The organism is Nocardia sp. NPDC056100 (assembly GCF_042266325.1).
Lineage (GTDB): Bacteria > Actinomycetota > Actinomycetes > Mycobacteriales > Mycobacteriaceae > Nocardia.
On the sequence record NZ_JBHJVY010000004.1, the window covers coordinates 762,703 to 786,998 of the forward strand.

21 protein-coding genes are annotated in these 24,296 nt (G+C 67.6%); 6 read left to right on the forward strand and 15 right to left on the reverse strand.

Annotation, left to right across the window (positions count from 1 at the left end):
* Window positions 1–155: 155 nt before the first annotated feature.
* The 6 genes from ACFC0O_RS33935 to ACFC0O_RS33960 all read right to left on the reverse strand — a co-directional run bounded on the left by ACFC0O_RS33935 (window position 156) and on the right by ACFC0O_RS33960 (window position 6,796).
* Entirely contained in the window at window positions 156–2,564 is a 2,409-nt protein-coding gene (locus ACFC0O_RS33935; RefSeq protein ID WP_375965280.1) for a LuxR C-terminal-related transcriptional regulator, read from the reverse strand.
* A 174-nt stretch (window positions 2,565–2,738) separates the two neighbouring features.
* Entirely contained in the window at window positions 2,739–3,431 is a 693-nt protein-coding gene (locus ACFC0O_RS33940; protein ID WP_375965282.1) for an alpha/beta hydrolase, read from the reverse strand.
* A gap of 223 nt (window positions 3,432–3,654) precedes the next feature.
* Entirely contained in the window at window positions 3,655–4,083 is a 429-nt protein-coding gene (locus tag ACFC0O_RS33945; RefSeq protein WP_375965285.1) for a nitroreductase family deazaflavin-dependent oxidoreductase, read from the reverse strand.
* A 70-nt stretch (window positions 4,084–4,153) separates the two neighbouring features.
* Window positions 4,154–4,789: a TetR/AcrR family transcriptional regulator gene (locus ACFC0O_RS33950; protein ID WP_364640320.1), complete on the reverse strand. Its 636-nt coding sequence runs from the start codon at window positions 4,787–4,789 to the stop codon at window positions 4,154–4,156.
* A gap of 22 nt (window positions 4,790–4,811) precedes the next feature.
* The gene (locus tag ACFC0O_RS33955) at window positions 4,812–5,264 is read right to left on the reverse strand and encodes a GtrA family protein (protein ID WP_375966407.1); all 453 of its coding nucleotides are present in this window, start codon (window positions 5,262–5,264) and stop codon (window positions 4,812–4,814) included.
* 275 nt (window positions 5,265–5,539) lie between these two features.
* Window positions 5,540–6,796, reverse strand: a complete 1,257-nt coding sequence (locus ACFC0O_RS33960; RefSeq protein WP_375965288.1) for a cytochrome P450 — start codon at window positions 6,794–6,796, stop codon at window positions 5,540–5,542.
* Between the two features lie 91 nt (window positions 6,797–6,887).
* On the opposite strand from ACFC0O_RS33960, the gene ACFC0O_RS33965 reads away from it, so the two are divergent.
* The gene (locus tag ACFC0O_RS33965) at window positions 6,888–10,061 is read left to right on the forward strand and encodes a BTAD domain-containing putative transcriptional regulator (RefSeq protein ID WP_375965290.1); all 3,174 of its coding nucleotides are present in this window, start codon (window positions 6,888–6,890) and stop codon (window positions 10,059–10,061) included.
* Here the strand turns inward: ACFC0O_RS33965 and ACFC0O_RS33970 are convergent.
* Both ACFC0O_RS33970 and ACFC0O_RS33975 read right to left on the reverse strand, forming a co-directional pair.
* Entirely contained in the window at window positions 10,045–10,794 is a 750-nt protein-coding gene (locus ACFC0O_RS33970; protein WP_375965292.1) for an ABC transporter permease, read from the reverse strand. The genes ACFC0O_RS33965 and ACFC0O_RS33970 overlap by 17 nt on opposite strands.
* A complete protein-coding gene (locus tag ACFC0O_RS33975; protein WP_375965295.1) occupies window positions 10,794–11,732 on the reverse strand; it encodes an ATP-binding cassette domain-containing protein in 939 nt (312 codons plus the stop codon). Before ACFC0O_RS33975 ends, ACFC0O_RS33970 begins: the two co-directional genes overlap by 1 nt.
* 173 nt (window positions 11,733–11,905) lie before the next feature.
* Here ACFC0O_RS33975 and ACFC0O_RS33980 point away from each other — a divergent pair, with 173 nt between their 5' ends.
* Both ACFC0O_RS33980 and ACFC0O_RS33985 read left to right on the forward strand, forming a co-directional pair.
* On the forward strand, window positions 11,906–12,538 hold the full coding sequence (locus ACFC0O_RS33980; RefSeq protein ID WP_375965298.1) for a DUF4097 family beta strand repeat-containing protein: 633 nt from the start codon (window positions 11,906–11,908) through the stop codon (window positions 12,536–12,538).
* Between the two features lie 104 nt (window positions 12,539–12,642).
* Window positions 12,643–13,113: a hypothetical protein gene (locus ACFC0O_RS33985; protein WP_375965300.1), complete on the forward strand. Its 471-nt coding sequence runs from the start codon at window positions 12,643–12,645 to the stop codon at window positions 13,111–13,113.
* Between the two features lie 5 nt (window positions 13,114–13,118).
* On the opposite strand, the gene ACFC0O_RS33990 is transcribed toward ACFC0O_RS33985, so the two are convergent.
* Both ACFC0O_RS33990 and ACFC0O_RS33995 read right to left on the reverse strand, forming a co-directional pair.
* Window positions 13,119–14,462 (reverse strand): sensor histidine kinase, encoded by a 1,344-nt coding sequence (locus ACFC0O_RS33990; protein ID WP_375965302.1) that lies wholly within the window; start codon window positions 14,460–14,462, stop codon window positions 13,119–13,121.
* Window positions 14,462–15,181, reverse strand: coding sequence for a response regulator transcription factor (locus ACFC0O_RS33995; RefSeq protein ID WP_375965305.1), 720 nt, complete (start codon window positions 15,179–15,181; stop codon window positions 14,462–14,464). Before ACFC0O_RS33995 ends, ACFC0O_RS33990 begins: the two co-directional genes overlap by 1 nt.
* A gap of 179 nt (window positions 15,182–15,360) precedes the next feature.
* Here ACFC0O_RS33995 and ACFC0O_RS34000 point away from each other — a divergent pair, with 179 nt between their 5' ends.
* Window positions 15,361–15,762, forward strand: a complete 402-nt coding sequence (locus tag ACFC0O_RS34000) for a hypothetical protein (protein WP_375965307.1) — start codon at window positions 15,361–15,363, stop codon at window positions 15,760–15,762.
* Window positions 15,763–15,813: 51 nt separating this feature from the next.
* Here the strand turns inward: ACFC0O_RS34000 and ACFC0O_RS34005 are convergent, their stop codons facing one another.
* From ACFC0O_RS34005 to ACFC0O_RS34015, 3 genes are read right to left on the reverse strand one after another with little or no spacing between them, the layout of a single operon-like run.
* Window positions 15,814–16,341, reverse strand: coding sequence for a hypothetical protein (locus ACFC0O_RS34005; protein ID WP_375965309.1), 528 nt, complete (start codon window positions 16,339–16,341; stop codon window positions 15,814–15,816).
* Between the two features lie 8 nt (window positions 16,342–16,349).
* A complete protein-coding gene (locus tag ACFC0O_RS34010; RefSeq protein WP_375965312.1) occupies window positions 16,350–16,826 on the reverse strand; it encodes a hypothetical protein in 477 nt (158 codons plus the stop codon).
* Window positions 16,827–16,829: 3 nt separating this feature from the next.
* Complete coding sequence (locus ACFC0O_RS34015; RefSeq protein WP_375965314.1) at window positions 16,830–18,038, reverse strand: FG-GAP repeat domain-containing protein; 1,209 nt, start codon at window positions 18,036–18,038, stop codon at window positions 16,830–16,832.
* Between the two features lie 193 nt (window positions 18,039–18,231).
* On the opposite strand from ACFC0O_RS34015, the gene ACFC0O_RS34020 reads away from it, so the two are divergent.
* On the forward strand, window positions 18,232–19,527 hold the full coding sequence (locus ACFC0O_RS34020; protein ID WP_375965316.1) for an FG-GAP repeat domain-containing protein: 1,296 nt from the start codon (window positions 18,232–18,234) through the stop codon (window positions 19,525–19,527).
* Here the strand turns inward: ACFC0O_RS34020 and ACFC0O_RS34025 are convergent.
* Together ACFC0O_RS34025 and ACFC0O_RS34030 are read right to left on the reverse strand one after the other, a co-directional pair.
* The gene (locus ACFC0O_RS34025; RefSeq protein WP_375965319.1) at window positions 19,517–21,112 is read right to left on the reverse strand and encodes a GMC oxidoreductase; all 1,596 of its coding nucleotides are present in this window, start codon (window positions 21,110–21,112) and stop codon (window positions 19,517–19,519) included. The genes ACFC0O_RS34020 and ACFC0O_RS34025 overlap by 11 nt on opposite strands.
* Window positions 21,113–21,255: 143 nt before the next feature.
* The gene (locus ACFC0O_RS34030) at window positions 21,256–22,305 is read right to left on the reverse strand and encodes an AraC family transcriptional regulator (RefSeq protein ID WP_375965321.1); all 1,050 of its coding nucleotides are present in this window, start codon (window positions 22,303–22,305) and stop codon (window positions 21,256–21,258) included.
* 264 nt (window positions 22,306–22,569) lie between these two features.
* On the opposite strand from ACFC0O_RS34030, the gene ACFC0O_RS34035 reads away from it, so the two are divergent.
* Window positions 22,570–24,240 carry a hypothetical protein gene (locus ACFC0O_RS34035; RefSeq protein ID WP_375965324.1) on the forward strand — a complete coding sequence of 557 codons (1,671 nt, stop codon included), beginning with the start codon at window positions 22,570–22,572 and terminating at the stop codon, window positions 24,238–24,240.
* Window positions 24,241–24,296 lie beyond the last annotated feature (56 nt).

A 24,296-nucleotide genomic window follows, 5' to 3' on the forward strand; every position in this document is an offset into this window, starting at 1 on the left:
GCACCTCACTGTGTGAACGATCTGGATTGACGGCACCGACTATTCCGCCGGATCGGGTCCGCTCGCCTCACCCGGATGGTGTGAACTCGCATGCGAAGGCGCTGGTCCGCGTATCGGTCACCGCATAGGTCACCCCCTCGCCACCGGCAGCCGGGTCAGAGCAGTCCGATGGTGCGGGCGCGTGTGACGGCCTGTCCCCGGCTGTTCGCACCGAGCTTGAGGTACACCCCGCGCAGATGCGTCTTCACGGTATTGATGGACACCCCGAGATCGGCCGCGATCTGATTACCGGTGCGCCCGGACGGAAGATGTTTGAGCACAAGCCATTCCGCCTCGGTGAGATTCGGCGCCGGATACTGCCGCACGGTCGCGGGATGCTGCCGCACCACTTCGGCGAAGGTATCGCCGCGACCGAACTGCCCCAGATGGATATCGAGCAGTTCGACCGCCAGCGGCCGATTGAGCCAGGGGCGAATGAGCCGTTCGGGCGCGGAGATCCGCAGTGCGGCCTCCAGCGCCGCGACGGTCTTGGCGGGCACCCGCAGGCGATGCTGAGCCTCGGCGTACAGCAGCCAGCCGGTGACGGCGGTTAAGGGATGCATCGAATCCGATTGCCGCAGTAATGGTTCCAGCATGGCCCGGGTGGAGCGGGACTTATGCGCCGCCGTCGTGATGACCGCCTGCGCCACGATGAATTCCGCGGTCTGCCCCAGGGCAGGTCGCGCCGTGGCCACTAGCTCCTCGGCGGAGTGTATTTCGCGCAGGCGAATGAGCTGTCCGACGGTGGCCACCAGCAGCAGTGCCGCGCCGATCGCGGGTTGCGGACCGCGCCGCAGCAGATCGGCCAGACCGGAACGCAATGCTCGCACCGCGGCGTGCTCACCGGTCGTCGCCACGCATACCAGTAGCCGCCAATCGATTTCGGTCGGCAGGGCGTCGACCGGCAGGCCCGGTGGAACCGGTGCGCCCGCCGCCGCGGCGAGGTCGCCGACGATGCGCTGATCCCACACATCACCCTGGACGGCATGCGCCATTCCGGCGGCGGTCAGTGCGCGGCGCGCGTCCGGTGAGTCGAGAATGTCATTGCGGCGGGCGAATTCGACGGCCTGCTCCGCGATCGTCCACATGGCCGTCAGCGAGCCCCGATAGCCGACGGTGACCGCGAGCCGGGCCATCGCCCGCAGCGTCAGGCGCGGGCGGGCGAAATGCTCGGAGATGGTGATCGCCGACTTCAACAGCGCCGCGGCCTGTTCGAAGCGTCCGCGCAACAGCATGGCGGTGCCGTACTGCACGTAGACGTAACAGTCGATATCGCTGTTGCCGGTGGCGGCGAAGGCATCGAGGGGGTCGAGTTCGGTGACACCGGAGCCGGTGGTGACGGCGGTATCGGCGGCAATGGCGAAATCCAGGGCCGCCAGCCAGGTCGCGGGAACGCAGTCGGATTCCGAATGCGGCTGTGCGCCGCGGAAATCGAGATAGGTCAGTTCTGCGCTGTCCGCGCCGCGGGTCAGTGCGTCGACCGCGCGCAGGCGCCAGATGAACGGATCGTCGGCGAATGCGGAACCGGGTGCGGCGAACTCGCCGAACAGTTCCGAGCCGCGCCCGTCGAGAACGAGCGCGACGCCGCGTTCGCGCAGGAAGCGGCGTCGGTAGTCCCGTTCGATGCCACGCAGTTCGGATACCTCGGATGCGTTGCGGCGGTGGACCTCCGCCTTCAGGTGGGCGCGCAGCAGCGGCGGGTATTCGAACCACAGTTCGCCCGCGGCGGAGGCGCGAGTGATCGGTACGCCCGCCCGGGTCAGCGCGTCGAGCAGTTCGTGGGTGCGCGCGCCATAGAGCGCGTCGGCGAGCTCCTCGGTGAAGCGCGCGGGAGTGCTTGTGCGCATGAGGAATTCGAGTTCGAGGGGTTCGAGTCCGGACAGCGTCTCCCGAATCAGGAAGTCCGCCACCGGCTGCGCCGGTCGCGCCAGCTCCGCCAGGGCGGCGTGCTGATCCTGTCCGGCGCTCGCGAGCGCGATGGCGGCGATTCGTGTCAGCGCCGCCCAGCCCCGGGTCAGTTCCAGCACCCGATCCAGCACAGCGGGTTCGAGCTCGCAGCCATGCTGCCGGAACAGTTGCGCCACTTGGGTTCCGGTCAGCCTCAGATCCTCGGCGTCGATGCTGCTCAGCCGGTCGTGGGTATTGAGCGTATGCCAGCGCAGCGGCGGATCGCAGCGGCCGGAGATCACCACCGTCATGGTCGGCGGCGCGTGCCGGATCAGATGTTCCAGTGCCGCAAGCAGATCGGGGTGCGACAGCAGATGCGCATCGTCGATCACCAGGAGCGCCGGGGTGTCTCGCGCCGTCAGGGCCGCGGTCGTCTCCGGCCACCGTGTCGGATCCCGATCGAGCGCCGGGGTGACTGTCACCCAGGCGACCGCGGTATCGGATCGCGTGCGCCGCTCGATCCAATCCTGGAGCAGGACGGTCTTTCCGCTGCCCGCGGGGCCGCGAAGTATCACGATATGCGCACCCTTGCCGGGGTGCGCCGGGAGGAAACGGGTGTCGAGTTCGCTCCGGATCACCGGCTCGCACTGTGTTGCGGGTACTGAGTTTTCTTCTTGTCGTGAGGTGGTCATCGAGCCTCCGGACCGAGTGCTGACCCATCACAACCGCCGTCCGCAACGCTACCGCAAACATCGTGACGCGAACTCGGCGATGAGTTTGTTCACACTCGGCCCGGAACCGCCCGGCCGCGATCAGCTCAGATCGGCGGCGGCCTCGACGATCAGATCGGTGACGGCTTTCGGCTGCGATGCCAGTGAGGCGTGGCTCGCCGCCAATTCGATCACCGCGCGCGGTTTCATCCGCGCGGCCATGCGGCGCTCATTGTCGGGATTGATCATGCGGTCGTCGGTGGACACCTGGTACCAGGTCGGTTTCGCCTTCCAGGCGGGTGCGGTGACGGTATCGCCGAAGGTCGACGCCAGTGGAGCCTTCTGGGTGACGGCCATGACGAGGGCTTCGTCATCGGACAGGTCCTGGCAGAAGCTCTCCTGGAATTTGTCCTGGATGACCCACAGGTAGCCGTCCGAATCGGGGGCCAGATTGGCGAAGGCGGCGGGCGGCAATTCCTCGCTGATCTGTCCCGGGCTCTCGCCCGCATCGGGGGCGAAGGCCGCGATGTAGACCAGTCCGGCCACGTTCGGCAAATTTCCGGCTTCGGTGATGACCGCGCCGCCGTAGGAATGTCCGACCAGCAGTACCGGGCCGTCGATCTGCGCCACCATCTTGCGGGTGCGTTCGGCGTCGTCGGCGAGCGAGGTGAGCGGATTCTCCACCGCGTGCAGGTCACCGAACCCGCGCTGTCGCAATTCGACGATGACCTTCGCCCAGTGGGCGGCCCCGCCCCAGAATCCGTGAACCAGAACGATTGCCGGTTTGTCAGCCATGACCGTGCCTTTCGGGTGTGGTGAAGCTGGGTGTGCTGCTGATGAGCTGTTCGGCATTCCCTTCGAGAATGGCGGGTGCCCGGGCAAGGGGACTACCCGGGTCCGGTTTCACGCTAGACGCGCGTCCGGCGGGCGCGCCTCACCCGCCGAGGGTGAGGCGGCTTGCGTCTCGGAACATCAAGGGGCACATCATCGCCGGTATCGCGTACGGTCCCCGCCGGTGTCAGGCGCGGCGCAGTGCCAGTACGGGGATGACGCGAATGCCCGCGGTCTTCTCCTCGTACCCGGCGAATCCGGGATAGCGGCGGGCCTGTTCGGCGTAGATCCGGTCGCGGTCGGCCCCGGTCACCTCGGCCACCGTCACCGGGTAGGTCTGGGTGCCGACTTCCACCTCGCCCTTTCCGGCGGTGGTGAGGTTGTAGTACCAATCCGGGTTGGTGGGCGCCCCCGCCTTGGAGGCGAAGACGTAGATGAGTTCGGGGTCCTGCTCATCGGCCATGTACATCATCGGGCTAACCACCTGGCGTCCGCTCTTGCGGCCGACGCTGTGCACCAGCGTCATCGGCGCGCCTTCGAACGGTCCGCCGACGCGGCCTTCATTGGCGCGGAATTCGTTGATGATCTGGCTGTTCCAGTCCTGGGTTTCGGTCATGCCGTGCATTCTTCCGGTGCGGTGCGGCATGTTCCGGGCGGCACGCGGTTCGGCGTGATCGGCCGGATCGCTACCGGGGCACCGCGAGGCTGGTCAGGAAGCAGGTGAGCACCGCGATGGCGTCGGTGAGTTCGGGGCGCGGGACCGAGGTGCTCCACTGATGCACCAGTGCCATCAGCGCGCCGATGAATCCGGTGGCGGCGGCGCGATAGCCGCCGGGGGGAACGAAGGTGGGGCCGAACGTCTTTCGCATTTCCTCGGCGAAGAAGTCGACCCATTTCTCGCGCTGTTCGATGCGGTGCGCCTCCACCGCGGCGCTGACGCCGACCACTTCGACGAAGGTCACCTGGGCGCGATGCGGGTCGCGGCCGACGGATTCGGCGAAGGCGATGACCGCGGCCCGGGTCGGTGCGAGACCGTCCTGTGCGCCGGTGGCGGCGATGGCGGCGGCGACCTCGCGGCGGGCCACCTCCTGGATCTCGTCGTAGACGGCGAGCAGTAGATCCTCGCGATTGGTGAAGTGCTCGTAGAACTGGCTGCGGGCCAGGCCGGCGGCCCGGCACAGCATGGTGATCGAGCTGTTCTGGTAACCGCTCTCGCCGAATACCGCCAGTCCGGCGGTGAGGAATCGGGTACGCCGATCCGCCCGGCGGTCCTCCACCGGCAGTCCGTCGTAGGTCCGTGAGGATGTCCCGCTTACAGCCACCCGATCAGGGTAGTGCCCGATTTCAGAAGACGAAGCCGCGCAGGGCCAGGAAGCGTGCGCCGCCGATGGCGGCCATGACCGCGATCATGGCGGCGGCCTGGGTGAGTGCGCCGAGGCCGGGGGCGAGGTGACCGAGCGCGGCCAGTGCGGCCGTGCTGATCGCCAGTCCGGCCAGGGCCAGGCCGCCGCCCTCCCACTGCGCGGTGAACCAGGTGACCCGGCCCGCGGCGCGGAAGGTGAGCCTGCGGTGCAGTTCGTTGGCGATCACCGTGCTGACGATCGAGCCCGCGATATTGGCGGCCAGCGGTCCCACCCCGGTCATGGCGGTGAACAGCAGCACGTAGGCGATATTGCTGGCCCCGCCGACGACGGCGAAGCGGATGAGTTGTGCGATGGCGTGATCGCCGCGCAGGAAGCGGCCCGCGCCGGTGAAACGATCGAGGAGTTGGCCGCGCAGCACCGGGTAGGCGCCGATGGTCCGGTCGATGCTGTCGAGGAATGCGGTGTCCCCGTAGGCGGTCCGGAAGCCGGGGGCGGCGAGTGCGGTGCTGTTCACGTGATTACTGTCGCGAACCCGGCTGACACCGCTCTGTCGTCGCGCTGACAGCGCTCTGACGTGCTGTCCGGCCTGGTCACGACGGTTGCGCTGATCCGCCCGAACTCCCGGCGCAATGCCCGACTCCCCGTCGAACGCCGAAAGCCCCGGCTGTTCGGCCGGGGCTGGGAATCGGTCCTATGGCGTCGGGTCGATCACTGCCCGTCGGAGCGGATGTGCACGGTGTGCGTGGCGGATTCGGTCCAGGTGACCGGAAGTTCGTGCACGCCATAGATATTCATATCGGTGCGCAGTCGCACCCGGTCGGCGGGGATGGCGAGTTCGAGGGTCGGGAAGCGGCGCAGCAGTCCCTCGAAACCGGCGCGCATTTCGATGCGGGCCAGCTGCATGCCCAGGCAGGCGTGGATGCCGTGGCCGAAGGCGAGGCGGCCGCCGGTCTCGCGGTGGATATCGAAGGTGTCGGCGTCGGCGAAGCGGCGCGGATCGCGGTTGGCGGCGAGCAGGGAAACCACGACGGTCGAGCCCTGCTCGATGATCTCGCCGCCGACCTCGAGGTCCTCGGTGGCGTAGCGGTAGAAGATGTCGGCCACGGTCAGATAGCGCAGCAGTTCCTCCACCGCGCCGGGCATGAGGTCCGGGTTCTCGCGCAGTTCGGCGAGTTGTTCGGGATGTTCGAGCAGCGCGAAGGTGCCCAGCGCCAGCATGTTCGCGGTGGTCTCGTGGCCCGCGAGCAGCAGCAGGAAGGAGATGCCGACCAGTTCGTCGATGCCGAGGTCCTCGTTGCGGGCCAGATCGGACAGGATGTCCTCGCCGGGTTCGGCCCGCTTGCCCACCACCAATCCGGCCAGGTAGCTGGTCATCGCGCCGTAGGCCGCCATCTTGTCCTCGAGCGCCTGATCCTTGATCAGGAATTGCGCCGTATTGACCTGGAAGGCGGCACGATCCGCGTACGGCACCCCGAGCAGTTCGCAGATCACCAGCGACGGCACCGGCAGCGCGAATTCCTTGACCAGGTCGATCGGCGGGGTCAGCCGCGCCATCTCGTCGAGCTGCCGCTCGGTGATATCGATGATGTGCTGCTGCAACTCCTTCATGCGCTTGACCGTGAACGCGCCGGTCAGCAGCCGCCGCAGCCGGGTGTGGTCCGGCGGGTCCATGGCGATGAACAGGCCCGGGGTCTGCGGGGACGGTTCGGTGGCGGCGGGCATGCCGGGCGTCTCGTACGGCACGTGCACGATGCCGATGTCCTGGCGCGAACTGAATCGGGTATCGGACATGACCTGGCGTACCGCGTCGTATCCGGTGATCAGCCAGCCGCGGTGGCCGTCCGGGAAGAGCAGCGGGCTGACCGGGCGGGCGGTGCGCAATTCGGTGATCTCGCGGGGCGGGGCGAAGGGTCCGGCATTGCGGTCCATGGGGAGACCGGAGGGGATGGAAGCCGTGTGAGTCATGGGACCACGGTCGCCATCGGGCCTGACATGGGCCTGTCACGGCTCTGACACGCGGCGAGGCTGGTCGCTCGACCATGGCAGGATCAGCCGGGTGCAGATCGGGATACTTGGACCATTCGAGGTGCGCACGGCCGACGATGTGATCGCCATCGTGCCGGGCGCGCGGTTGCGCGGGCTGTTGATCGCGCTCGCGTTGCAACCGGGTCACGCGATCCCGAAGGCGTCGCTCATCGACTGGATCTGGGGTGAGAATCCACCCGCCGATGCCGCGAACGCGTTGCAGCGCTTGGTTTCCCGCCTGCGCAAGGTCTTGCCGGAGGGCGTCGTGGAGGGCCAGGCCGACGGATACCGGCTGATGGTGCCCCCCGATGCCGTGGATGCCGTGCGTTTCGAAAACCTTGTCGCCCAGGCACGCCGGGATGAGGATCCGCGCCGGCTGCGCGAGGCGCTGGCGCTGTGGCGCGGTACGCCCATGCAGGACATCGGTTTACAGGAGAGCGGGGCGTTCGACGCGGCGGTCACCCGGCTGGAGGGTTTGCGCCTGGCCGCCATGGAGGATCGCTTCGACGCGGAGATCGGGCTCGGCCACGGCGCCGATCTGGTCACCGAACTGACCGATTCGGTTGCCGCGCATCCGATGCGCGAACGACTGGTCGCGGCGCTGATGCGGGCCCTGGTGGCCAGTGGCCGCGATACCGAGGCCCTGCGCGTGTACGAGCGGTTGCGCGAAACCCTCGGTGATGAGCTGGGCGTCGATCCGTCACCGGAATTGGCGGCCCTGCATATGGCGCTGCTGCGCGGTGAGCTGGCCGTGCGGCGCGAGGAGCACCGCCGGGACAATCTGCGCGAGGAGCTGACCAGCTATATCGGCAAGGACGGCGATATCGAGGTGGTGCGCACGCTCATCGGCGAACATCGGCTCACCACCCTGATCGGTCCGGGTGGCTCGGGCAAGACCCGGCTGTCCACCGAGACCGCGCGCACGCTGCTCGGCGACTTCCAGGACGGTGTCTGGGTGGTCGAGCTCGCGCCCATCGGCGCGGATGGTGATCATGCGAGCGGAAACCATGTCGCACAGGCGACTTTGGCCGCGCTCCGGCTGCGCGATGCCCTGCACGGCGAGGCTCCGGACGCGGAGGCGATGGATCGGGCCATTGCCGCACTGCGTGATCGGTCGATGCTGCTGATTCTGGACAACTGCGAGCATGTGATCGAGTCTGCGGCGATCTTCGCCCATCGAGCGCTCGGCGAATGCCGTCGGCTGCGGATTCTGGCGACCAGCCGGGAACCGCTCGGCATCACCGGTGAGGCGCTGTGGCCGGTGGCCCCGCTGACCCTGCCGCAGTCCGATGCCGATCCGGCGGAGATCGAATCCGCACCGGCGATCCAGCTGCTGCGCGATCGTGCGGCCGCGGTGCGCAATGACCTCGCCGACGATGCGCAGACCCTCGCGACGCTGGCGCGGGTGTGCCGGGCGCTGGACGGTATGCCGCTGGCCATCGAACTCGCCGCGGCCCGATTGCGCACCATGTCCCTGGATCAGCTGGCGCATCGGCTCGATGACCGCTTCCGCCTGCTGACCGGCGGCAGCCGCACCGCACTGCCCAGGCACAAGACGCTGCGCGCGGTGGTGGACTGGAGCTGGGAACTGCTGACCGAGCCCGAACGCGTTGTGCTGCGCAGGCTTTCGGTGTTCGCGGGCGGTGCGAGCCTGGAGGCGGCCGAACGGGTGTGCGCGGATATCGGCGGCGAGCCGGACGCGCTGGTCGAACAGTACGAGGTGTACGACCTGCTCACCGCGCTGACCGAGAAGTCGCTGCTGGTGGTCACCGGGGGTGACAGCGCGCCGCGCTATCGCATGCTCGGCACCATCAAGGAGTACGCCGAACAGCGGCTGGCCGAGGCGGGCGAGTCGGAATCGTTGCGCCGCAACCATCTCGCGTATTTCACCGCGTTCGCCGAGATCGCGGAACCGCAGTTGCGCCGGGCCCAGCAGTTGGACTGGCTGCGCCTGCTCGATGCCGAGCACGACAATATCGCCGCCGCCATGCGCGGCGCCATCGCGGCCGGGGAAGCGAACGGGGCCATGCGGCTGGCCGCAGCGGCGGGCTGGTACTGGTGGCTGGCCGGATACAAGGCCGAGGGCAATGAGCTGATCATGGCGGCCACCGCGCTGTCCGGTGAGGTCTCCGATGAGGCTCGGGCCGTGGTGTATTCGTTCGTCGTGCAGTTCCTGAGTTCGGGACGGCAGGGCGATCAGTATCAGGCCCAGGAGTGGATCCACAAGGCGTACGAGATCACCCGGCGGGTCGAGATCCGGCATCCCGCGGCGCGATTCGCCGCGCCGCTGCAACGCATGCTGGAGGCGCCGGACGCGTTCCTGCCCGCCTGGGAGTCGATGCTGGACGATCCGGATCCGTGGGTGCGGGCGCTGGTGCGGTTGCAGCTGGGGAATCTGCGTATCCAGCTCGGCCGCGACGACCGGGAGGTCGACGGCTTCCTGGAAACCGCGCTCGCCGAGTTCCGGGAAATCGGTGACCGGTGGGGGATTTCGTTCGCCCTGACCATGCTGGCGAATCACATCGCCATGCGCGGTGAGTTCGCCGCCGCGTGCGCGTATTACGAGCAGGCGATCGTGGTGGTCGAGGAGATCGGGGCCAGCGAGGACGCGGTGCCGATTCTGTCGCGGCAGGCGCAATTGTATTGGCTGCTGGGCGATTTCGAGGCGAGCGCGGCGGCCATGGCGCAGGCGGACCTGTCCATGGAACGGGTGGCGTGGCCGAATGTGCTCGCCGACCTGGCACTGTCGAAGGCGGAGCTGGCGCGCTGGAGCGGTGACGCGGAGCAGGTGTACCGCCAATTGGATGTGGCCACGGCGATTTTGGGGGAGAGCGCCGATCGGGGGATCGTGCGTTCGATCATTCAGGACCTGCTGGGTTATCTGGCCGAGGATCTCGATGTGGCCCGCACGCACCGGACCGCGGCATACGAGGCAGCGCTGGAGGCCGGGCACGCGCCGCAGATCGCCCAGGCGGTGCTCGGTATCGCGGATCTGTCACTGCGCGAACAGGATTACGAGCGGGCCGCGCGATTGCTGGCGGCGAGTTCCGCGGTGCGCGGGCTGCCGGATCGATCCCAGCCCGATGTGGCCCGGATCGAGGCGGAAACGCGAAATCGCCTCGGTGACAATAAGTTCACCGAGGCGATGGAGCAGGGTGCGCGGGCTGACTGGCGGGAATTGGTTACGGTCACGCTCGCTTCGTGAAAGTGGCCGAGGCCCAGAAGTATCCGACGATCGCGATCCCCAGGCACCAGGCGATGGCGATGAGGGCCTTGCCGCCGTCCGGTGAACCGTTGAGCAGTCCGCGCATGGTTTCGATGATCGGGGTGAAGGGCTGGTACTCGGCGAACTGCTTGAGTCCCGGGCCCATCTTGTCGGCGGGGACGATCGCGCTGCTGAAGAAGGGCAGCATGACCAGCGGCACCGAAGCCATGCCCGCCGTCTCCGGGGATTTGGCGAACAGGCCGAGGGCGACGGTGAACCAGCCGGTGGCGACACCGAGCAGCACCACCATTCCGGCGACGCCGAGCCAGTCCACGGCACTGGCGGACGGGTTGAAGCCGAGCAGGAACGCGACGCCGATCAGGGCCGCGATGGCAATGATATTGGTGAGCACGCTGGCCACCACATGACCGGTCAGCACCGCGCCGCGGGAGACGTCCATGACCTTGAACCGGTTGATGATGCCCTTGGTCATATCCGAGTTCACCGCGGTGGCGGTGCCGCCGAGGCCGTAGCAGACGGCGAGCAGGATGAGGCCGGGCGTCGCGTAGTCGATGTAGTCGACGCCGACGTTGAAGGCGTCGCCGAACATGTACACGAACATCAGCATGATGATGATGGGCATCAGTACCGCGTTGAACACCGAGGTGGGGTTCCGGGCGATGTGCTTGAAGTTGCGGCGCAACATGACAATTGCTGGGGACTTGGCGCTCATTACGCTGCCACCTCCGTGGTACGGCCCGTCAGGGCGAGGAAAACGTCATCGAGATCGGGTGTGTGCACGGAGAATTCCGCCGCGGCGAGATGGTGCTGATCGAGCCGGTCCAGCAGTGCCCGTAGCGAATTGGTGCCGGTGTCGCTGGGCACCCGCAGGGTCAGGTTCTCCTCGTCCACCGTTGATTCGGGGAAAACCGTTGCGGCGGAAGCGAGTTGGGTGGGATCGCTGAACCGCAGGCGGACATGGGTGCCGGGCAGTTGGCGCTTGAGTTCGTCCGGGGTGCCGTGCGCGACGATGCGGCCCTGATCGAGCACCGCCACCTGGTCGGCGAGCTGATCGGCCTCCTCCAGGTACTGGGTGGTGAGGAAGATGGTCACGCCCTCGGCGACCAGATCGCCGATGATGGACCACATGGTGCGGCGGCTGCGCGGATCCAATCCGGTGGTGGGCTCGTCGAGAAAGATGACACTGGGGGTGCCGACCAGGGTCATGGCCAGATCGAGTTTGCGGCGCATACCGCCGGAGTAGGTGGAGGCGTGCTTACGGGCGGCCTCGGTCAGCTCGAAGCGGTCCAGCAGGTCCGCGACGATCCGCTTACCGTCCTTACCGGCGATGCCGTGCAGGTCCACCATCAGCTGGAGGTTCTCCTGCCCGGTCAGCAGTTCGTCGACCGCCGCGAACTGACCGGTGACCCCGATGGCCGCGCGGACCGCCTTGGCCTCGGTGGAAAGGTCGTGTCCGGCAACCCGAATCGATCCGCTGTCGGCCTTGATGAGTGTGGTCAGTACGTTCACCGTGGTGGTCTTGCCCGCCCCGTTCGGGCCGAGCAGCGAGAACACCGTGCCCGCCGGGACGGTCAGGTCGATGCCGTCGAGCACGACCTTGTCCCCGTATGCCTTTCGCAGTCCCTGGACCGCGATTGCTGAGTTCGTCATGGCACAAACTCTCGGGGTCCGGCCTGACACCCGGCTGTCACGCTCCTGACACGGTGATTCCGGCGGTGGCGGTGGTGTCAGCGCGGTGACCGGGCGGTGTCAGGACGCCCGGCGATGGTAGTTCTCGTCGCACTCGACCGAGGCGGCACACCCGCTCGAACAGGAGTACCGCCATGACCACCTTCCAGACCCCGGCCCCGATCGCCCTCACCGTCGACGTGCCCTCGGGCAGCGTGCAGATCATCGCCTCGGATCGGTCCGACACCGTGGTCCAGGTCCGCCCGGCCAACCCGTCCGATAAGGATGATGTGCGCGCCGCCAAACAGATCAAGGTCGATTTCAGCGCGGGCCGCCTGACCGTGAAGACGTCGAAGAGCTGGCGCACCTACAGCCCGTTCGGCGGCAATGCCGCCATCGAGGTGATCATCGAGGCGCCCACCGGTTCGCAGCTCGAGGCCACGCTGGCGATGGGCCGGTTGGTGGCCAGCGGCGCGTTCGACGGCTCCGACCTGGAGGTCTCCTGCGGCGACATCATCGTGGACAGCCCGCGCGGTGCGGTGACCGCGCGCACCGCCAAGGGCGATATCCGGGTCGGCGACGCCTCGAACGGGGTGCTGCGGCTGGAGACCTCCATGGGTGAGCTGGAGGTGGGCGTGCACCCCGGCAGCGCGGTACAGCTGGAGACCAATACCCAGCACGGTTCGGTTCGCAATCAGCTGGCCCCGGTCGCCGCCGATGCCGGCACCGTGCAGGTGCACGCCCGAAACTCGTACGGCAACATCATCGTTCACCACAGCGCCGCGTGATCGGCCGCACGGTGCCGCCGCGCGCGTCGATCCCACTGAATCATCCCTCGGCGGATAGCCTGACCTGGGAAAACAGTTGACCGACGAGCAGCTGGAGGGCATCGATGTGGAGTTCGGCCGGACGAATCGACGCCGCCGCGCGGGTGCTCGCGCTCTGCGCCGCCCCGATGCTCCTCGCCGGAGCGTGCGGCGGCCACTCCGAATCCTCGGCCCCCGCCTCCGAGGTGGACGCGGTGACCACGACCTTCGAGCACTTCTTCGACAGTTCGCTACCCGTCGATCAGAAGATGGCGCTGGTCGAGAACGGTCAGGCGTTCGAGGAAACCCTGAAATCCCAGGCGAATTCGTCGATAGCCGGGGGTGCGTCGGCCTCGGTAGCCCAGGTCGACAGCACCGGACCGGATCACGCCGCTGTGACCTTCACCATCAAGAAGCACGGCTTCCCGCTGCTGCCCAACCGGCACGGTGAGGCGATCCGCATCGACGGCTCCTGGAAGGTCAGCGCCCAAACCTTTTGCAGCCTGCTGCAATTGGAGCGCAGCGCACCGCCGGTCTGCGATGCTCCCGCCAAGTGAGTCGGCTATCCGGTTGCGGCGGTGCGGAATTCGATCCAGAAGGTACTTCCGACCCCCGGTTGAGCGTCGACCCCGTGAGTGCCGTTGTGCGCGTGCATGATCGCGGCGACGATGGCCAGGCCCAGGCCGTTGCCGCCCGCGCTGCGCGCCCGGCCGGTATCCACCCGGTAGAAGCGGTCGAACAGGTGCGGGAGATGTTCGGGCGGGATGCCGGGGCCGTGGTCGATGACCGCGATGCGCACGGCGTTCGCGGCGGTGACGCGAATGGTGATCTGGGCGTCGTGCGGGGTGTGGCGTAGGGCGTTCGTCGCCAGGGACAGTACGGCCTGGGTCACCCGATCCGGTACCGCGTCGGCGAAAGCCGAAGCGGGGGCATCTATTTCGATGCTGCGTCCGGGTGCGATGACATGCAGATCGTCGACGATGGCGGTAATGAGCGGCACGACGTCGACGGGTCCGCGGTCGGTGAGGCCGTGTTCATCGAGATTGTCGAGATTATTGAGGTCGAGCAGGGCTTCGACGATGCGGCTCATGCGCTGCGCCTCGTCATTGATGCGCCGCATGGCATCGTGCACCTCATCCGCCCCCGATGAGTGCAGGGCGGAGTACCCGCGCAAGGTCGTGAGCGGGGTGCGCAATTCGTGTGAGGCGTCGGCGACGAAGCGGCGCATGCGATCCTCGGTCGCCCGGGTGGTATCGATCATCGTATTGAGGGCCCTGGCGAGCCGGTCGGCCTCGGTGCCGGGCGGACCCGCGTCGATGCGGCGTTGGGTGGCCCCCGCGGTGATGGCGTCGGCGGCCTCGGTCATGCGCGCGATGGGCACGAGTCCGAGGCGGTGCACCCAGCCGACCACCGAGCCCACCACCACGGCGAGTGCGAGGCCCGCGATGATCAGGGTGATGATCAGGCGCTCGGTGGCATCGTGCGCGCTCTGCGCGGATATGGCGATGACGACGTCGACGGGACCGTAGCGGGCGGTCACCGCGCGCACCTCCGAGGCGTTTCCGGAGATCGTCGGCCTGCCCGTGGGTTTCGGGAGATCGCCGACGCCTTTCAGGTCGGGGATGAGGTCGGGATCGTTGCTCGGTCCCTGCACGGTGGTAAGAGTGCCGTCGGCGCTTCGGATTCCGAGATAGATATCGCCGAAGGCCAGCGGTGATCGGGTGGGCCGGGACGGATGCTGCCCGGCGATGACCCCGACCATGGGACTGCCCGCCAGTTTGGTGATCTGCGAGTCGAGTTGCGCGACCAGGTAGTGGCGCTGGATGAGCACCACCGCCGTGCCCGCGGCCAGCAGTGTCAGCACCAGCGCGATCAGCGCCAGGGTCAGTCGCCGCGCCAGGGACATCAGGGTTCCCGAATGCTGTAGCCGACGCCGCGCACGGTGTGGATGAGTTTGGGTCCGCCGTTGTCGAGCTTGCGGCGCAGGCTGCTGATGAAGGTTTCGATCACCGCCGATTCGCCTTCGAAGCTGTACTGCCAGACGTGATCGAGAATCCGCGCCCGCGTCACGACTCGGCCGGTATTGCTCATCAGGCAGCGCAGCAGTGTGAATTCCGTTGCGGTCAGGTGTATTTCGTCTTCGCCGCGCCAGACGCGATGCGCCTGATCATCGAGTACCAGATCGGCCACCCGGCGCTGGGCGGGCAGTTCGGCGATGGCTCCGCTGCGGCGCAGTGCGATCTGTACGCGGGCGACCACCTCCTCCAGGATGAAGGGTTTGACGATGTAGTCATCGCCGCCGCAGGTGAGCCCGTGCACGCGCTCGGCCCCGTCCGACCGCGCGGTGAGGAACAGCACCGGTGCGTCACAACCTCTTCCGCGCAAACGCCGCAGCACCGCATAGCCGTCGTCATCGGGCAGCATGACATCGAGCACGATGGCGTCCGGGCGCATGGCGTCGGCGCATTCCAGCGCTTCGCGGCCGGTGCCCGCGGTCCGCACCGTATATCCGGCCATGCGTAATCCGGTGCCGACCAGATACGCGATGTTCTCCTCATCGTCGACGACGAGCACCCGCGGTGCGGTGGTGCCGTGGTCGCCGTGGTCCGTCGTCGGTTCGCGCATACTGCACACCCTGTAGCGGGAGCTTCTCGGCTACCTGAAGACTTCCTGGCGAACAGCTGTGAATCCGTGCGCATCTCCAGGAAATCGCCAGGAATCCTTCAAGGAGCCGCCAGCCCGGCTGTCGAGACTTTCGAGGGCCGGCGCAGAGCGCGCCGGAACTCTACAAGGGAGCCACCCGTATGCGAATCATCCGCTATTCGTTCCTGGCTATCGCTGCCGCCGGAATCACGCTGTCCGCCGGGCTCGGTGTCGCCTCGGCCGCCCCCGGTGACGGCCACGGCGGCAATCATCCCCAGCTCACCGATCAGCAGCAGCAGTGTCTGGCCGATCGCGGTATCACCCGGGACTCCCGCCCGCAGGGCAAGCCCACCGACGATCAGATCGCCAAGATCAAGGACGCCTTCTCCGCCTGCGGCATTCAGCTGCCCGAGCGGCCCAAACTCACCGATCAGCAGAAGCAGTGCCTCACCGATCAGGGGCTGACCCGCGACTCCCGTCCGGAGGGCAAGCCCACCGACGATCAGATCGCCAAGGCCAAGGCGGCCTTCGAAGCCTGCGGCATCGCCGCGCCGAACCGCTAGCCGGTCCCGGGGCCGGGGTGGCCCGGCCCCGCCACCGCGGTTGCGCGCGAATCAGTTGATGAAGCGGAAGCAGGCGCGTTCGCCGCGGTCGCCGATGGTGGCCGAGGACATGCAGACCATGCGGTAGTTCTTGGCGGGGAGGTTGGAGACCAGACCGTAGATGTAGCCGTTGGAGCAGGCCGAGGCCAGCGGGTGGGTTTCGAGGTCACCGGTTGTGGTCTCGAAGACGATCGAGCCGGTGGCGCAATTCGCGTCGATGAAGGGGGCCATATCGGCGAGCCAGCCGATGGTGAGGATGGTCCAGTCGGGGTTGACGGCCCAGACCGCGCCGTCGAAGGTGACTCCGGCGGGGAACTGATTGGTGTGTTTGAAGTCGAAGCCGAGGATATTGGCGTTGAAGTTGAAGGGCGGCAACAGGACCGGGGCCTGGTTGGCCGGGCGGGCGGGGTAGTCGGCGGCGGAGGTGCCGGGAGCGGGGTCCGGGGTGGGATCCGCGACGGCGGTGGCGGTGCCCGCCAGGGTGAGGGCGGCGGCTCCCGCGACGGCGGTGAGCAGGCGGCGGGTGCGCGGGGTCAGCATCGGGAGCCTCAATCGTTGGGGAAGCGGAAACAGGTTTCGGTGCGCTGCGCGGATGTCGCGCCGGTGCGCTGGGTGACCTCGACGATGGCGCAGATCTCCGCGTAGTCACCGGCGGCGCGCGATGCGGCCACCAGGAACGGGAACGGGATGCCGCAGCTGGTGCCGACCGGGATCTCCTCCGGTGTACCGGTTTTCGGGTGCAGTACGAATGTGCCGGTGGCGCAGGCGGTGTCGAGCGGGGTGGCATCGGCCAGCAGACCCACTATTCCGGCGTTGATACCGGGTTGCAGGGTGATGATGTCGGCATCGAAGAGCGCGCCGTTGGGGACGGTGGTGAAGTGGTTGATGCTGGTGCCGCCGAAGCTGGTTCCGAAGGACAGGGTCGGTTCGACCGCATTCGCCGGGGTCACGGCCGAGAGGGCGGCGAGTGCGCCTCCCAGTACGGCTGACGCACGGATACTGTTGCGGGACAAAGATACTCGCATGGTTCAGCCTCTTTCGGCGCTGCGGTTCAGGAGCACGGCCACGTCCTCGGACACACTGCTCATGCTGATGAGTTCGGGGCGGCCGTCACCATTGAGATCGACAGCCTCCATGGCCTGCGGTCCGAGTCCGATGGTGTGCTGCTCCACGTAGTTGAAGCCGCGGTGGCCGTCGCCCTTGAAGATCATGGCGGTGGACGGAACATACTGTCCGGCAGCGATATCCGGGATGCCGTCACCGTCGAAATCCGCGATGGCGATGGTGCAGGGCGCGAGCGCGGGGCCGATCAGCTGCGGTGCGCTGAAATTGCCGTGCCCGTCACCCCAGTGCACCCCGGCGCTGAATCCGGCGACATTGGCGGTGATCAGGTCCAGATTGCCGTCACCGTCCACATCGGCGAGTTTGAGATCCTCGCTCGGCAGCGCGGCCAGATTCCAGCGCGGCGGCGCGAACCCGCCGTGCCGGTCATTGAGCATCACCCACACGCCCGAGGTGGCCAGATCGTGGAAGGCCAGATCCGGGTAGCCGTCATTGTCCAGATCCCCGGCCAGCACGCTGGCCTTGCTCAGACCCACGCCGTACCACCACGGTTCGGCGAAATGCCCCTGCCCATCACCGTGCATGATGCCGACGCCACCGGGTACGGGCAGCAGGCTGTTGAAGGCGATATCGACGGTGCCGTCGTGGTCGAAATCGGCCAGCGCCACCCCGAAGGGAATGCCGCCCGTGCGGTAGCTGACATCGGGATTGAAATCGGTCGCATAGCTGCGGTCGACGTGGAAGACGCCGTGCCCGTCATTGAGCAGTACCGAGATGCTCAGGAAATTGGTGACCACCAGATCCGGTGCGCCGTCCCCGTTCAGATCAGCCACCTGTACCGCGTTCGCGCCGACTTCGGTGTGCACGAACTGATTTCGCCGCAGCCGCCCCGTCCCGTCGCCGAACATGATGCCGACGCCGTCCACGATGCCGGTGGCCGCCACGTCCACGGTGCCGTTGCCGTCGAAGTCCGCGTACGCCATGGTCTGGGATCCGAACGCGGGTCCGAGCCCGCCGACGTTGTACTGCGCCGATTCGCTGAAGATCGGATTCGCGCCCTCGGAGGAACCCGAACTCGATCCGGCGGGCAGCGCGCCGGCGGTTCCGGTCGCGAGGGTGGCCAACGCCAGCGCGACTACGGCGGTGACGGCTCGAATCCGTTGTGTATCGGTCATGTACGCGGTCCTCGACTCCTGATGTGACGCACGGCTCATTCGTCCCAGACGGTAGAGCGCCGCAGGTCCGGGCGATGCGCCATGAAACGCCACGAGGTTGACATCCGCGGACAGGGGTCGCCGCGGCGTGCTCGAGACCGGTCCGCCGTCGATAGTTTCGGTGGGCTTTCGGGTCGGAAATCAGGAGGGCAGTGTGGCCGGTATCGGGGACAGCGTGCAGCGGACGGGTGTGGTCGCCGCGGCGGTGATCGCCGCGACGCTCGGCGGCGGAGTGGCGCATGCGGCGGGCGGTGCGACGTTCGCGCCCGCGCAGTTCTACGACACCTTCGCGGGCGGTCCGTTCTTCATTCGCGCGGTCGATATGAACGGGGACGGCAAACCCGATATCGTCACCTGCGATTCGCTCCAGGGCGGTTGGGGTGGGCTGTCGGTGCTTCTCAATCACACCGAAAATGGCTCGACCACAACCAATTTCAGTAAGCCCTTCAACGTGCCGGGGGTTCCGCTGTCGTTCGGCTGCAATGTCGCGGACGTCAATGGCGACGGCAGGCCGGATCTGATGGCCACCGACGCCACCAAACTCGGCGTCGGCGGTGTGGTGGTCATGCTGAACCACACCGAGAATGGTTCCGATACACCGGTTTTCGGCCCGCCGCAGTACTTCGCGGGTGGGTTGATGCCCGCCGTGGTCGCGTCCGCCGACCTCAACAACGACGGCCGCCCGGATCTGATCATCGGCGATACCGCCAATATCGTGCTCGGCACCACCCAGGTGCTCATGAACACCACCGAATCCGGTTCGGACACTGCGACTTTCAGCGGTCCGTACTTCTTCAACGGCGGTATCACCACCGAGGGCATTGCGGCCGCCGATATCAATGGCGACGGTAGGACCGATCTGGCCATCGGTGAGACCAGCTCCAGCACCGTCACCGTGCTGATGAACTTCACCCCCGACGGCGCGCCGGTCCCGGATCTGCGCCCGACCACCTACTTCTTCCCGTTCGCCACCTGGGTCGGGCTGGCGGATATGAACAATGACGGCAAACCGGACCTGATGTCCGATGTCGGCATTCTGGGTAATCCGCTGGCGGGCATGTTCTCCGCGGTGAACCGCACGCCCACGGGTTCACCGGTCCCGGTGTTCCCGACCGTGCTGGACGGTGCGCAGGCGCATCAGGCGGGCAGCTGGGCCACCGAGAACACCGCGATCGCGGATTTCGACGGTGACGGCAAACCGGACGCGATCCTGGCCAGCCCGTACCTGAATATCCGCAATCAGCTGTCGCTGCTGCGCAATTCGACCGCGGACGGTGCGCAGGCGCTGTCCTTCGATCCGCCGGTGCTCATCGGTGATGCGGGCTGGACGCCGAATTCGCTCGATACCGCCGATTTCAACGGCGACGGCCGACCCGATGTGGTCACCGGGTCGTTCCTGTCCGTCACGGGTGGCGGCTCCCTGGCCGTGCTGGTGAACATCACGCGCTGACCGCCGGGATATGCGTCATGGCCGCCTCGGCCATGGCGCATATGGTCAGGCTCGGATTCACGCCCACATTGGCGGGCACCGCGGAGCCGTCGCAGATGAGCAGTCCGGTGTAGCCGAAAACCCGGTGCTGTCCGTCGATCACGCCGTGTTCGCGATCCGCGCCGATGACCGCGCCGCCCAGGAAGTGCGCCGTCATGGGCGCGGAACCGAGCGTCTCACCGAGCGAGGCCAGGGCGCGGCCGTTCATGCGCCGCGCCGCCAGTGCCGCCACCCGGCGGGCGATATCCACGGCCGATTCCCCGCCGGGCGTGGTACCCGCGGCCTCGGTCCGCAACCGGCCGGGGCCGAAACCCTTTCGCAGGCGCAGGGATACATCGGTACCGCGCATCACCGTGAAGATGACCGTGCGCCGCGACCAGTGCCGGTTGCGCAGCAGATCCAGCAGATATCCGGGGTAGGCGCGCAGGAACTGTCCCCAGCGGCCGAGCGCGCTGTGCGCGGTGGTGGCGGGGCCGTAGGTCAGCGCCAGCAGACCGCCACCGTCACCGTAGGTGTTGTTGGTGAAGTGCGTGTGCTCGCCGAGGAAGACGCTCGAGGTGATGGCGGCATCGCTGCGATAATCCGCGCCCGGTACGGAAGTCGTTGCGGCGGGGATGGATTCGTCATTGGTGCGCACGATGTCACCGAGTCGGTCGGAGAGCTCGGGCAGTGAGCCGCGGCGTTTGCAGGCGGCCAGCAGTTCATTGGTGCCCAGCGTGCCCGCCGCCAGCACCACCGAGCGCGCGGTGAATTCCCGTGCCCCGCCGGACCGCAGGCCCGGGCGGCGGGCGCGCACCCGGTATCCGTATTCGCCGGTTCCGCCGTCCAGCGGTGCGAGATCCACCACCTTGAGTTCGGAAAGAACGACGGCTCCGGCCTTTTCGGCCAGCCAGAGGTAATTCTTGGGCAGACTGTTCTTGGCCCCGTAGCGGCAGCCGAGCATGCACTGCCCGCACCGCACGCAGCCGGTGCGGGCCGGTCCCACGCCGCCGAAGTACGGATCGGGCGTCACCTGCCCCGGTGTGCCGAGGTAGACCGCGATGGGGGTATTCCGATAACCCTGTGGCACAGCGAGATCGGCAGCCAGTTCGCGCATGAGATCGTCCACCGGCCGTTCGCCCGTATACGGCAGCACCCCCAGCATGTGCCGGGCGGTATCGAAGTGCGGAGCCAATTCCGCACGCCAGTCGGCCAATTCACCCCACTGCGGATGCCGGTAGAAGTCATCGCTGTCGGGTTGATACATGGTGTTGGCGTAGACCAGACTGCCGCCGCCCACCCCGACCCCGGCCAGCACCGTGGCATGCCGGTACGGCGCGACCCGCAGTATGCCGCGCAGCCCGAGCCCGGGCAGCCACAGGAATTTCCCCAATTGTGTTGCCCGGTCCGCGAAATCGGTATCGGCGAAGCGGCGGCCCTGTTCGAGGATGCCGACCCGATACCCCTTCTCGGCCAGGCGCAGTGCGCTGACGCTGGCCCCGAATCCGCTGCCGACCACGATCCAGTCGAAGTCGAACTCCTGGCTCCCGGGTTTGGAATTGTCCACGTCGTGCCCTCCGCGCTGCCGAATGTCCCGGGCACGCTATCGGGCACCGGTCCCGGGCGAGAAGGTCAACGGCGGACGGGGCATACACATTTCACGTCAGCGGCCTCGGCGCGGGCATGCGCCGGACGGCGCGGAGCCGGAGGCTAGACGAGCTCCGGCTCCGGCAGCCGGGTGCCCGCGCGTCCCCGCCGCGCGCGGTATTCCTGTGGCGGACAACCCTTCCAGCGCCGGAAGGCCCGAATGAACGAGGCGGCTTCCGCGTAACCCAGTCGGGCCGAGACCTGTTCGGTGGTCATCTCGGTGTGCTCGAGCAATTCCTCGGACAGCGCCTGGCGCACCTCGTCGAGCAGCACCCGGAAGGAGGTGCCCTCATCGGCGAGCCGCCGGGACAGCGTGCGCGGGCTGATGAACAATTCGGCCGCCACCGACACCTGATCCGGGATCTCGCCGGGGGTGCGCACCAGCAGATCGCGCACCGCGCCCGCGACGCCGGTGCGGGCGTGCCTGCGGGTCAGCAGATCGCGGCACATCTGTTCGCAGGTGCTGCGGGCCCATTCGTTGGCCTGCGGCAGCGGCAGATCCAGGAAGGCAGCCTGGAACGCGACCTCGTTGCGGGCGGCTCCGAAGGTCGGCTCCAGGTCGAACACCCGGCGATAGCGGGCGGTGTCGGCGGGCCGATCGTGCCGGAAACCGACGCGGTGCAGCGGGATTCCGACCGAGAAGAGTTCGGTGCTGATCATCTGGATTCCGGTCAGCACCCGATCGGCGAGGAAGTCCCGCACGTCCTCGGGCACCTCGCGGTCCTCGTAGACCAGTCGCGCCTCACCGTCGGATTCCTCGAAGGTCAACTGTCCGAAGACGAATGCGAGTTCGACGAAGCGCAGTGCGACGCCGACCGCATCGCGCAGGGTGCGGCTGCTGAGCAGTGCCAGCCCCAGCGGTCCGTACAGGGAAATGTGATAGCGGCTGCCCGCGTCCACCCCGAGTCCGGGTTCGCCGCCGAAGCGGGCGAGCACATTGCGGATGAGAGCGAGTTCCTGCCGGGCGGTGACCTCGGCATTCGGATCGTTCACCGTCTCAGGCGGTAGCCCGGTGCCCGCCAGGCAGGCGGCAGCCCGCATTCCTCGTTCCTCCGCGAGCCGTGTCATCACGTGGACGCTGGAGGTATTGCGCAATAGATCCCAATCGAACATGTAGCTGTAGTCCTCATCGACTCCTCGGGCCGCCCACCGTCCCAGAGGGTTGATGGTTCGGCTCGCCTTCCCAGCAGTCAGTGTGGCACAACCGACAGCCGGAAATGTTGTGCATGGTGACTAACGCTCGCATCCGGTTGATTCGGGCGGCCGGACCATTCACCCTTTCGGCCGCTTTGTTCCCCGCTCAGAGCGGTATTTCGGCGATTCTGCCTAGGCTGGCCCGGTTGTTACCGGACAGCAGAATGAACGGGAGGTCGCGCCGTGACGCGTACGGAACAGGTCCTGGAAACCGCCGACGGCATCCGCGTGAGCATGGTCTCGCACCGGGTTCCGCTGCCGGACGGCTCCCCGGAGTGCCCCCGGGAATGCGATGAATTGCTGCATTTGCGAGTTCGCGGCGAGATTGCCTCAGACGATCCTGCGAATGCCGATGTGGTGATCGCGCTACTGCCCGGTGCCATCGCGGGTGCGCGCTCCCTGCAACCGCTGGCCCGCAATGTGGTGCGCGAGCTCGCCGCGGCCGGGCGCAGCGCCGAGGTGTGGGTGCTGGACCGCCGCGCCAATGGCGTGGAGGACCATTCGGCCATCGAAGTCGCCATGGCCGAGGGCGACTATCACCTGGCCTTCGACTACTACTTCGGCAGCAGGGTGGTCGGCGGCCGCACCTTCGGGGGTTTCCACAGCGACCGCGATCTCGGCTTCCTCGCCGAATTCGGGATGGCCCGCACCGTGCTGGACGCGCACGAGGTACTGCGCCGCGAACTCCCGGATCCGGACCTGCGCGCGGAAAAGCTGTTCCTGGGCGGACATTCACTGGGCGGCATCCAGGCGGGCGCGTACGCGGCCTGGGATTTCGACGGGCGGCCCGGCCACGAGCAGATCGCCGGGCTGATCGCGCTGGACACCATCACCCACCTGGACCCGCTGCGGCTGGAGCGGCGGCGGGTGCTGGCCGCACCGCTCGGCGCGCTGGCCAGGGCCGCGGAGCGCGCGCCCGCGGCCATGCGCCGCGGCCGGGTGCCGCGCAGCACCGCGGTATTGCGCGGCGGCTGGGGCAATGCCGAGGCGTTCGCGATCGTCGCCGCGGTCGCCGCGGCGGCGGTGCTCGCACCGGACGAGGAGACCGATATCCTGCGGCTGCTGCCCGGGCACGGCACCGCGGATCGGCTGGTGCGCGGCTCCACCGCCCGCACCTGGCGGGAATTCACCTCTCGCACAACCGATTACCGCAAGCTGCGAATCACCAATCAGGCACTGCTCGGACTGCTCGGCGGTGCGCACACCTCGGTGAATATGGCCGTGCTCTCGATGAGCTGCGGCACCCTGGACAGCGATGCGGTCGCACCGCGCAGTTTCCCGCTCTCCTTCGAGGCGGGGCAGCTGCCGGGAGTGCGGAGCCTCTATCAGGCCGCCTGCGGTACCGCCCCGCGCTACAGTCCGACCTCCTTCGACACCCTGTACCGCTGGCGTGATTACGACCGCTGCGGAACCGCTGACGCCCCAATACAACTCAGCCGCACCGGGATTCCGGCGGCCACCGCGAGCAGTGAGGTGGTGAGCATTGTGGAACTCGCCCGCATCCTGGCGGGCGGGCGGCTCAATGTCTTCGAGGACTACTTCCCGCTCCGGCAGCCCTTCGACGCCATCGCGATGCTCACCGGCTGCCGCACCGGCTCACTCGCCCCGCTGCTGCATGAAAAAGGCGCTGCCCGACTGCCTTTCGTGAACCTGATGGGCCAATCCAGTTTCACCCGGACGCTGGCGCGCTGGGGCGTCTACCCGGAGCGCGATGTGCATTGGTTCCCGGGCTATCTGCACTGCGATCTGGCGGCGGGCGCGCATCCGCGCGCCGACGGCACTCCCGAGCCGATCGCCGCGGCGCTGGCGGATTTCGTGGGCAGCGCCCTGCCCTCGGTTCCGCTCGCGTCCTGAGCGGGTCGGAAACTGTCAAACCGCTGACCGTCCGTGCCATGGGCATTGCCGCGACT

What these genes read in the sequence shown, in the direction of transcription:
- ACFC0O_RS33945 (WP_375965285.1), bottom strand. Translation starts at nt 4,083, where the DNA reads ATGACCGAAACCCAGGACTGGAACAGCCAGATCATCAACGAATTCCGC.
- ACFC0O_RS34015 (WP_375965314.1), bottom strand. Translation starts at nt 18,038, where the DNA reads ATGACCGATACACAACGGATTCGAGCCGTCACCGCCGTAGTCGCGCTG.
- ACFC0O_RS34030 (WP_375965321.1), bottom strand. Translation starts at nt 22,305, where the DNA reads ATGTTCGATTGGGATCTATTGCGCAATACCTCCAGCGTCCACGTGATG.
- ACFC0O_RS33940 (WP_375965282.1), bottom strand. Translation starts at nt 3,431, where the DNA reads ATGGCTGACAAACCGGCAATCGTTCTGGTTCACGGATTCTGGGGCGGG.
- ACFC0O_RS33980 (WP_375965298.1), top strand. Translation starts at nt 11,906, where the DNA reads ATGACCACCTTCCAGACCCCGGCCCCGATCGCCCTCACCGTCGACGTG.
- ACFC0O_RS34010 (WP_375965312.1), bottom strand. Translation starts at nt 16,826, where the DNA reads ATGCGAGTATCTTTGTCCCGCAACAGTATCCGTGCGTCAGCCGTACTG.
- ACFC0O_RS33975 (WP_375965295.1), bottom strand. Translation starts at nt 11,732, where the DNA reads ATGACGAACTCAGCAATCGCGGTCCAGGGACTGCGAAAGGCATACGGG.
- ACFC0O_RS33960 (WP_375965288.1), bottom strand. Translation starts at nt 6,796, where the DNA reads ATGACTCACACGGCTTCCATCCCCTCCGGTCTCCCCATGGACCGCAAT.
- ACFC0O_RS33970 (WP_375965292.1), bottom strand. Translation starts at nt 10,794, where the DNA reads ATGAGCGCCAAGTCCCCAGCAATTGTCATGTTGCGCCGCAACTTCAAG.
- ACFC0O_RS34005 (WP_375965309.1), bottom strand. Translation starts at nt 16,341, where the DNA reads ATGCTGACCCCGCGCACCCGCCGCCTGCTCACCGCCGTCGCGGGAGCC.
- ACFC0O_RS34000 (WP_375965307.1), top strand. Translation starts at nt 15,361, where the DNA reads ATGCGAATCATCCGCTATTCGTTCCTGGCTATCGCTGCCGCCGGAATC.
- ACFC0O_RS33985 (WP_375965300.1), top strand. Translation starts at nt 12,643, where the DNA reads ATGTGGAGTTCGGCCGGACGAATCGACGCCGCCGCGCGGGTGCTCGCG.
- ACFC0O_RS33990 (WP_375965302.1), bottom strand. Translation starts at nt 14,462, where the DNA reads ATGTCCCTGGCGCGGCGACTGACCCTGGCGCTGATCGCGCTGGTGCTG.
- ACFC0O_RS33995 (WP_375965305.1), bottom strand. Translation starts at nt 15,181, where the DNA reads ATGCGCGAACCGACGACGGACCACGGCGACCACGGCACCACCGCACCG.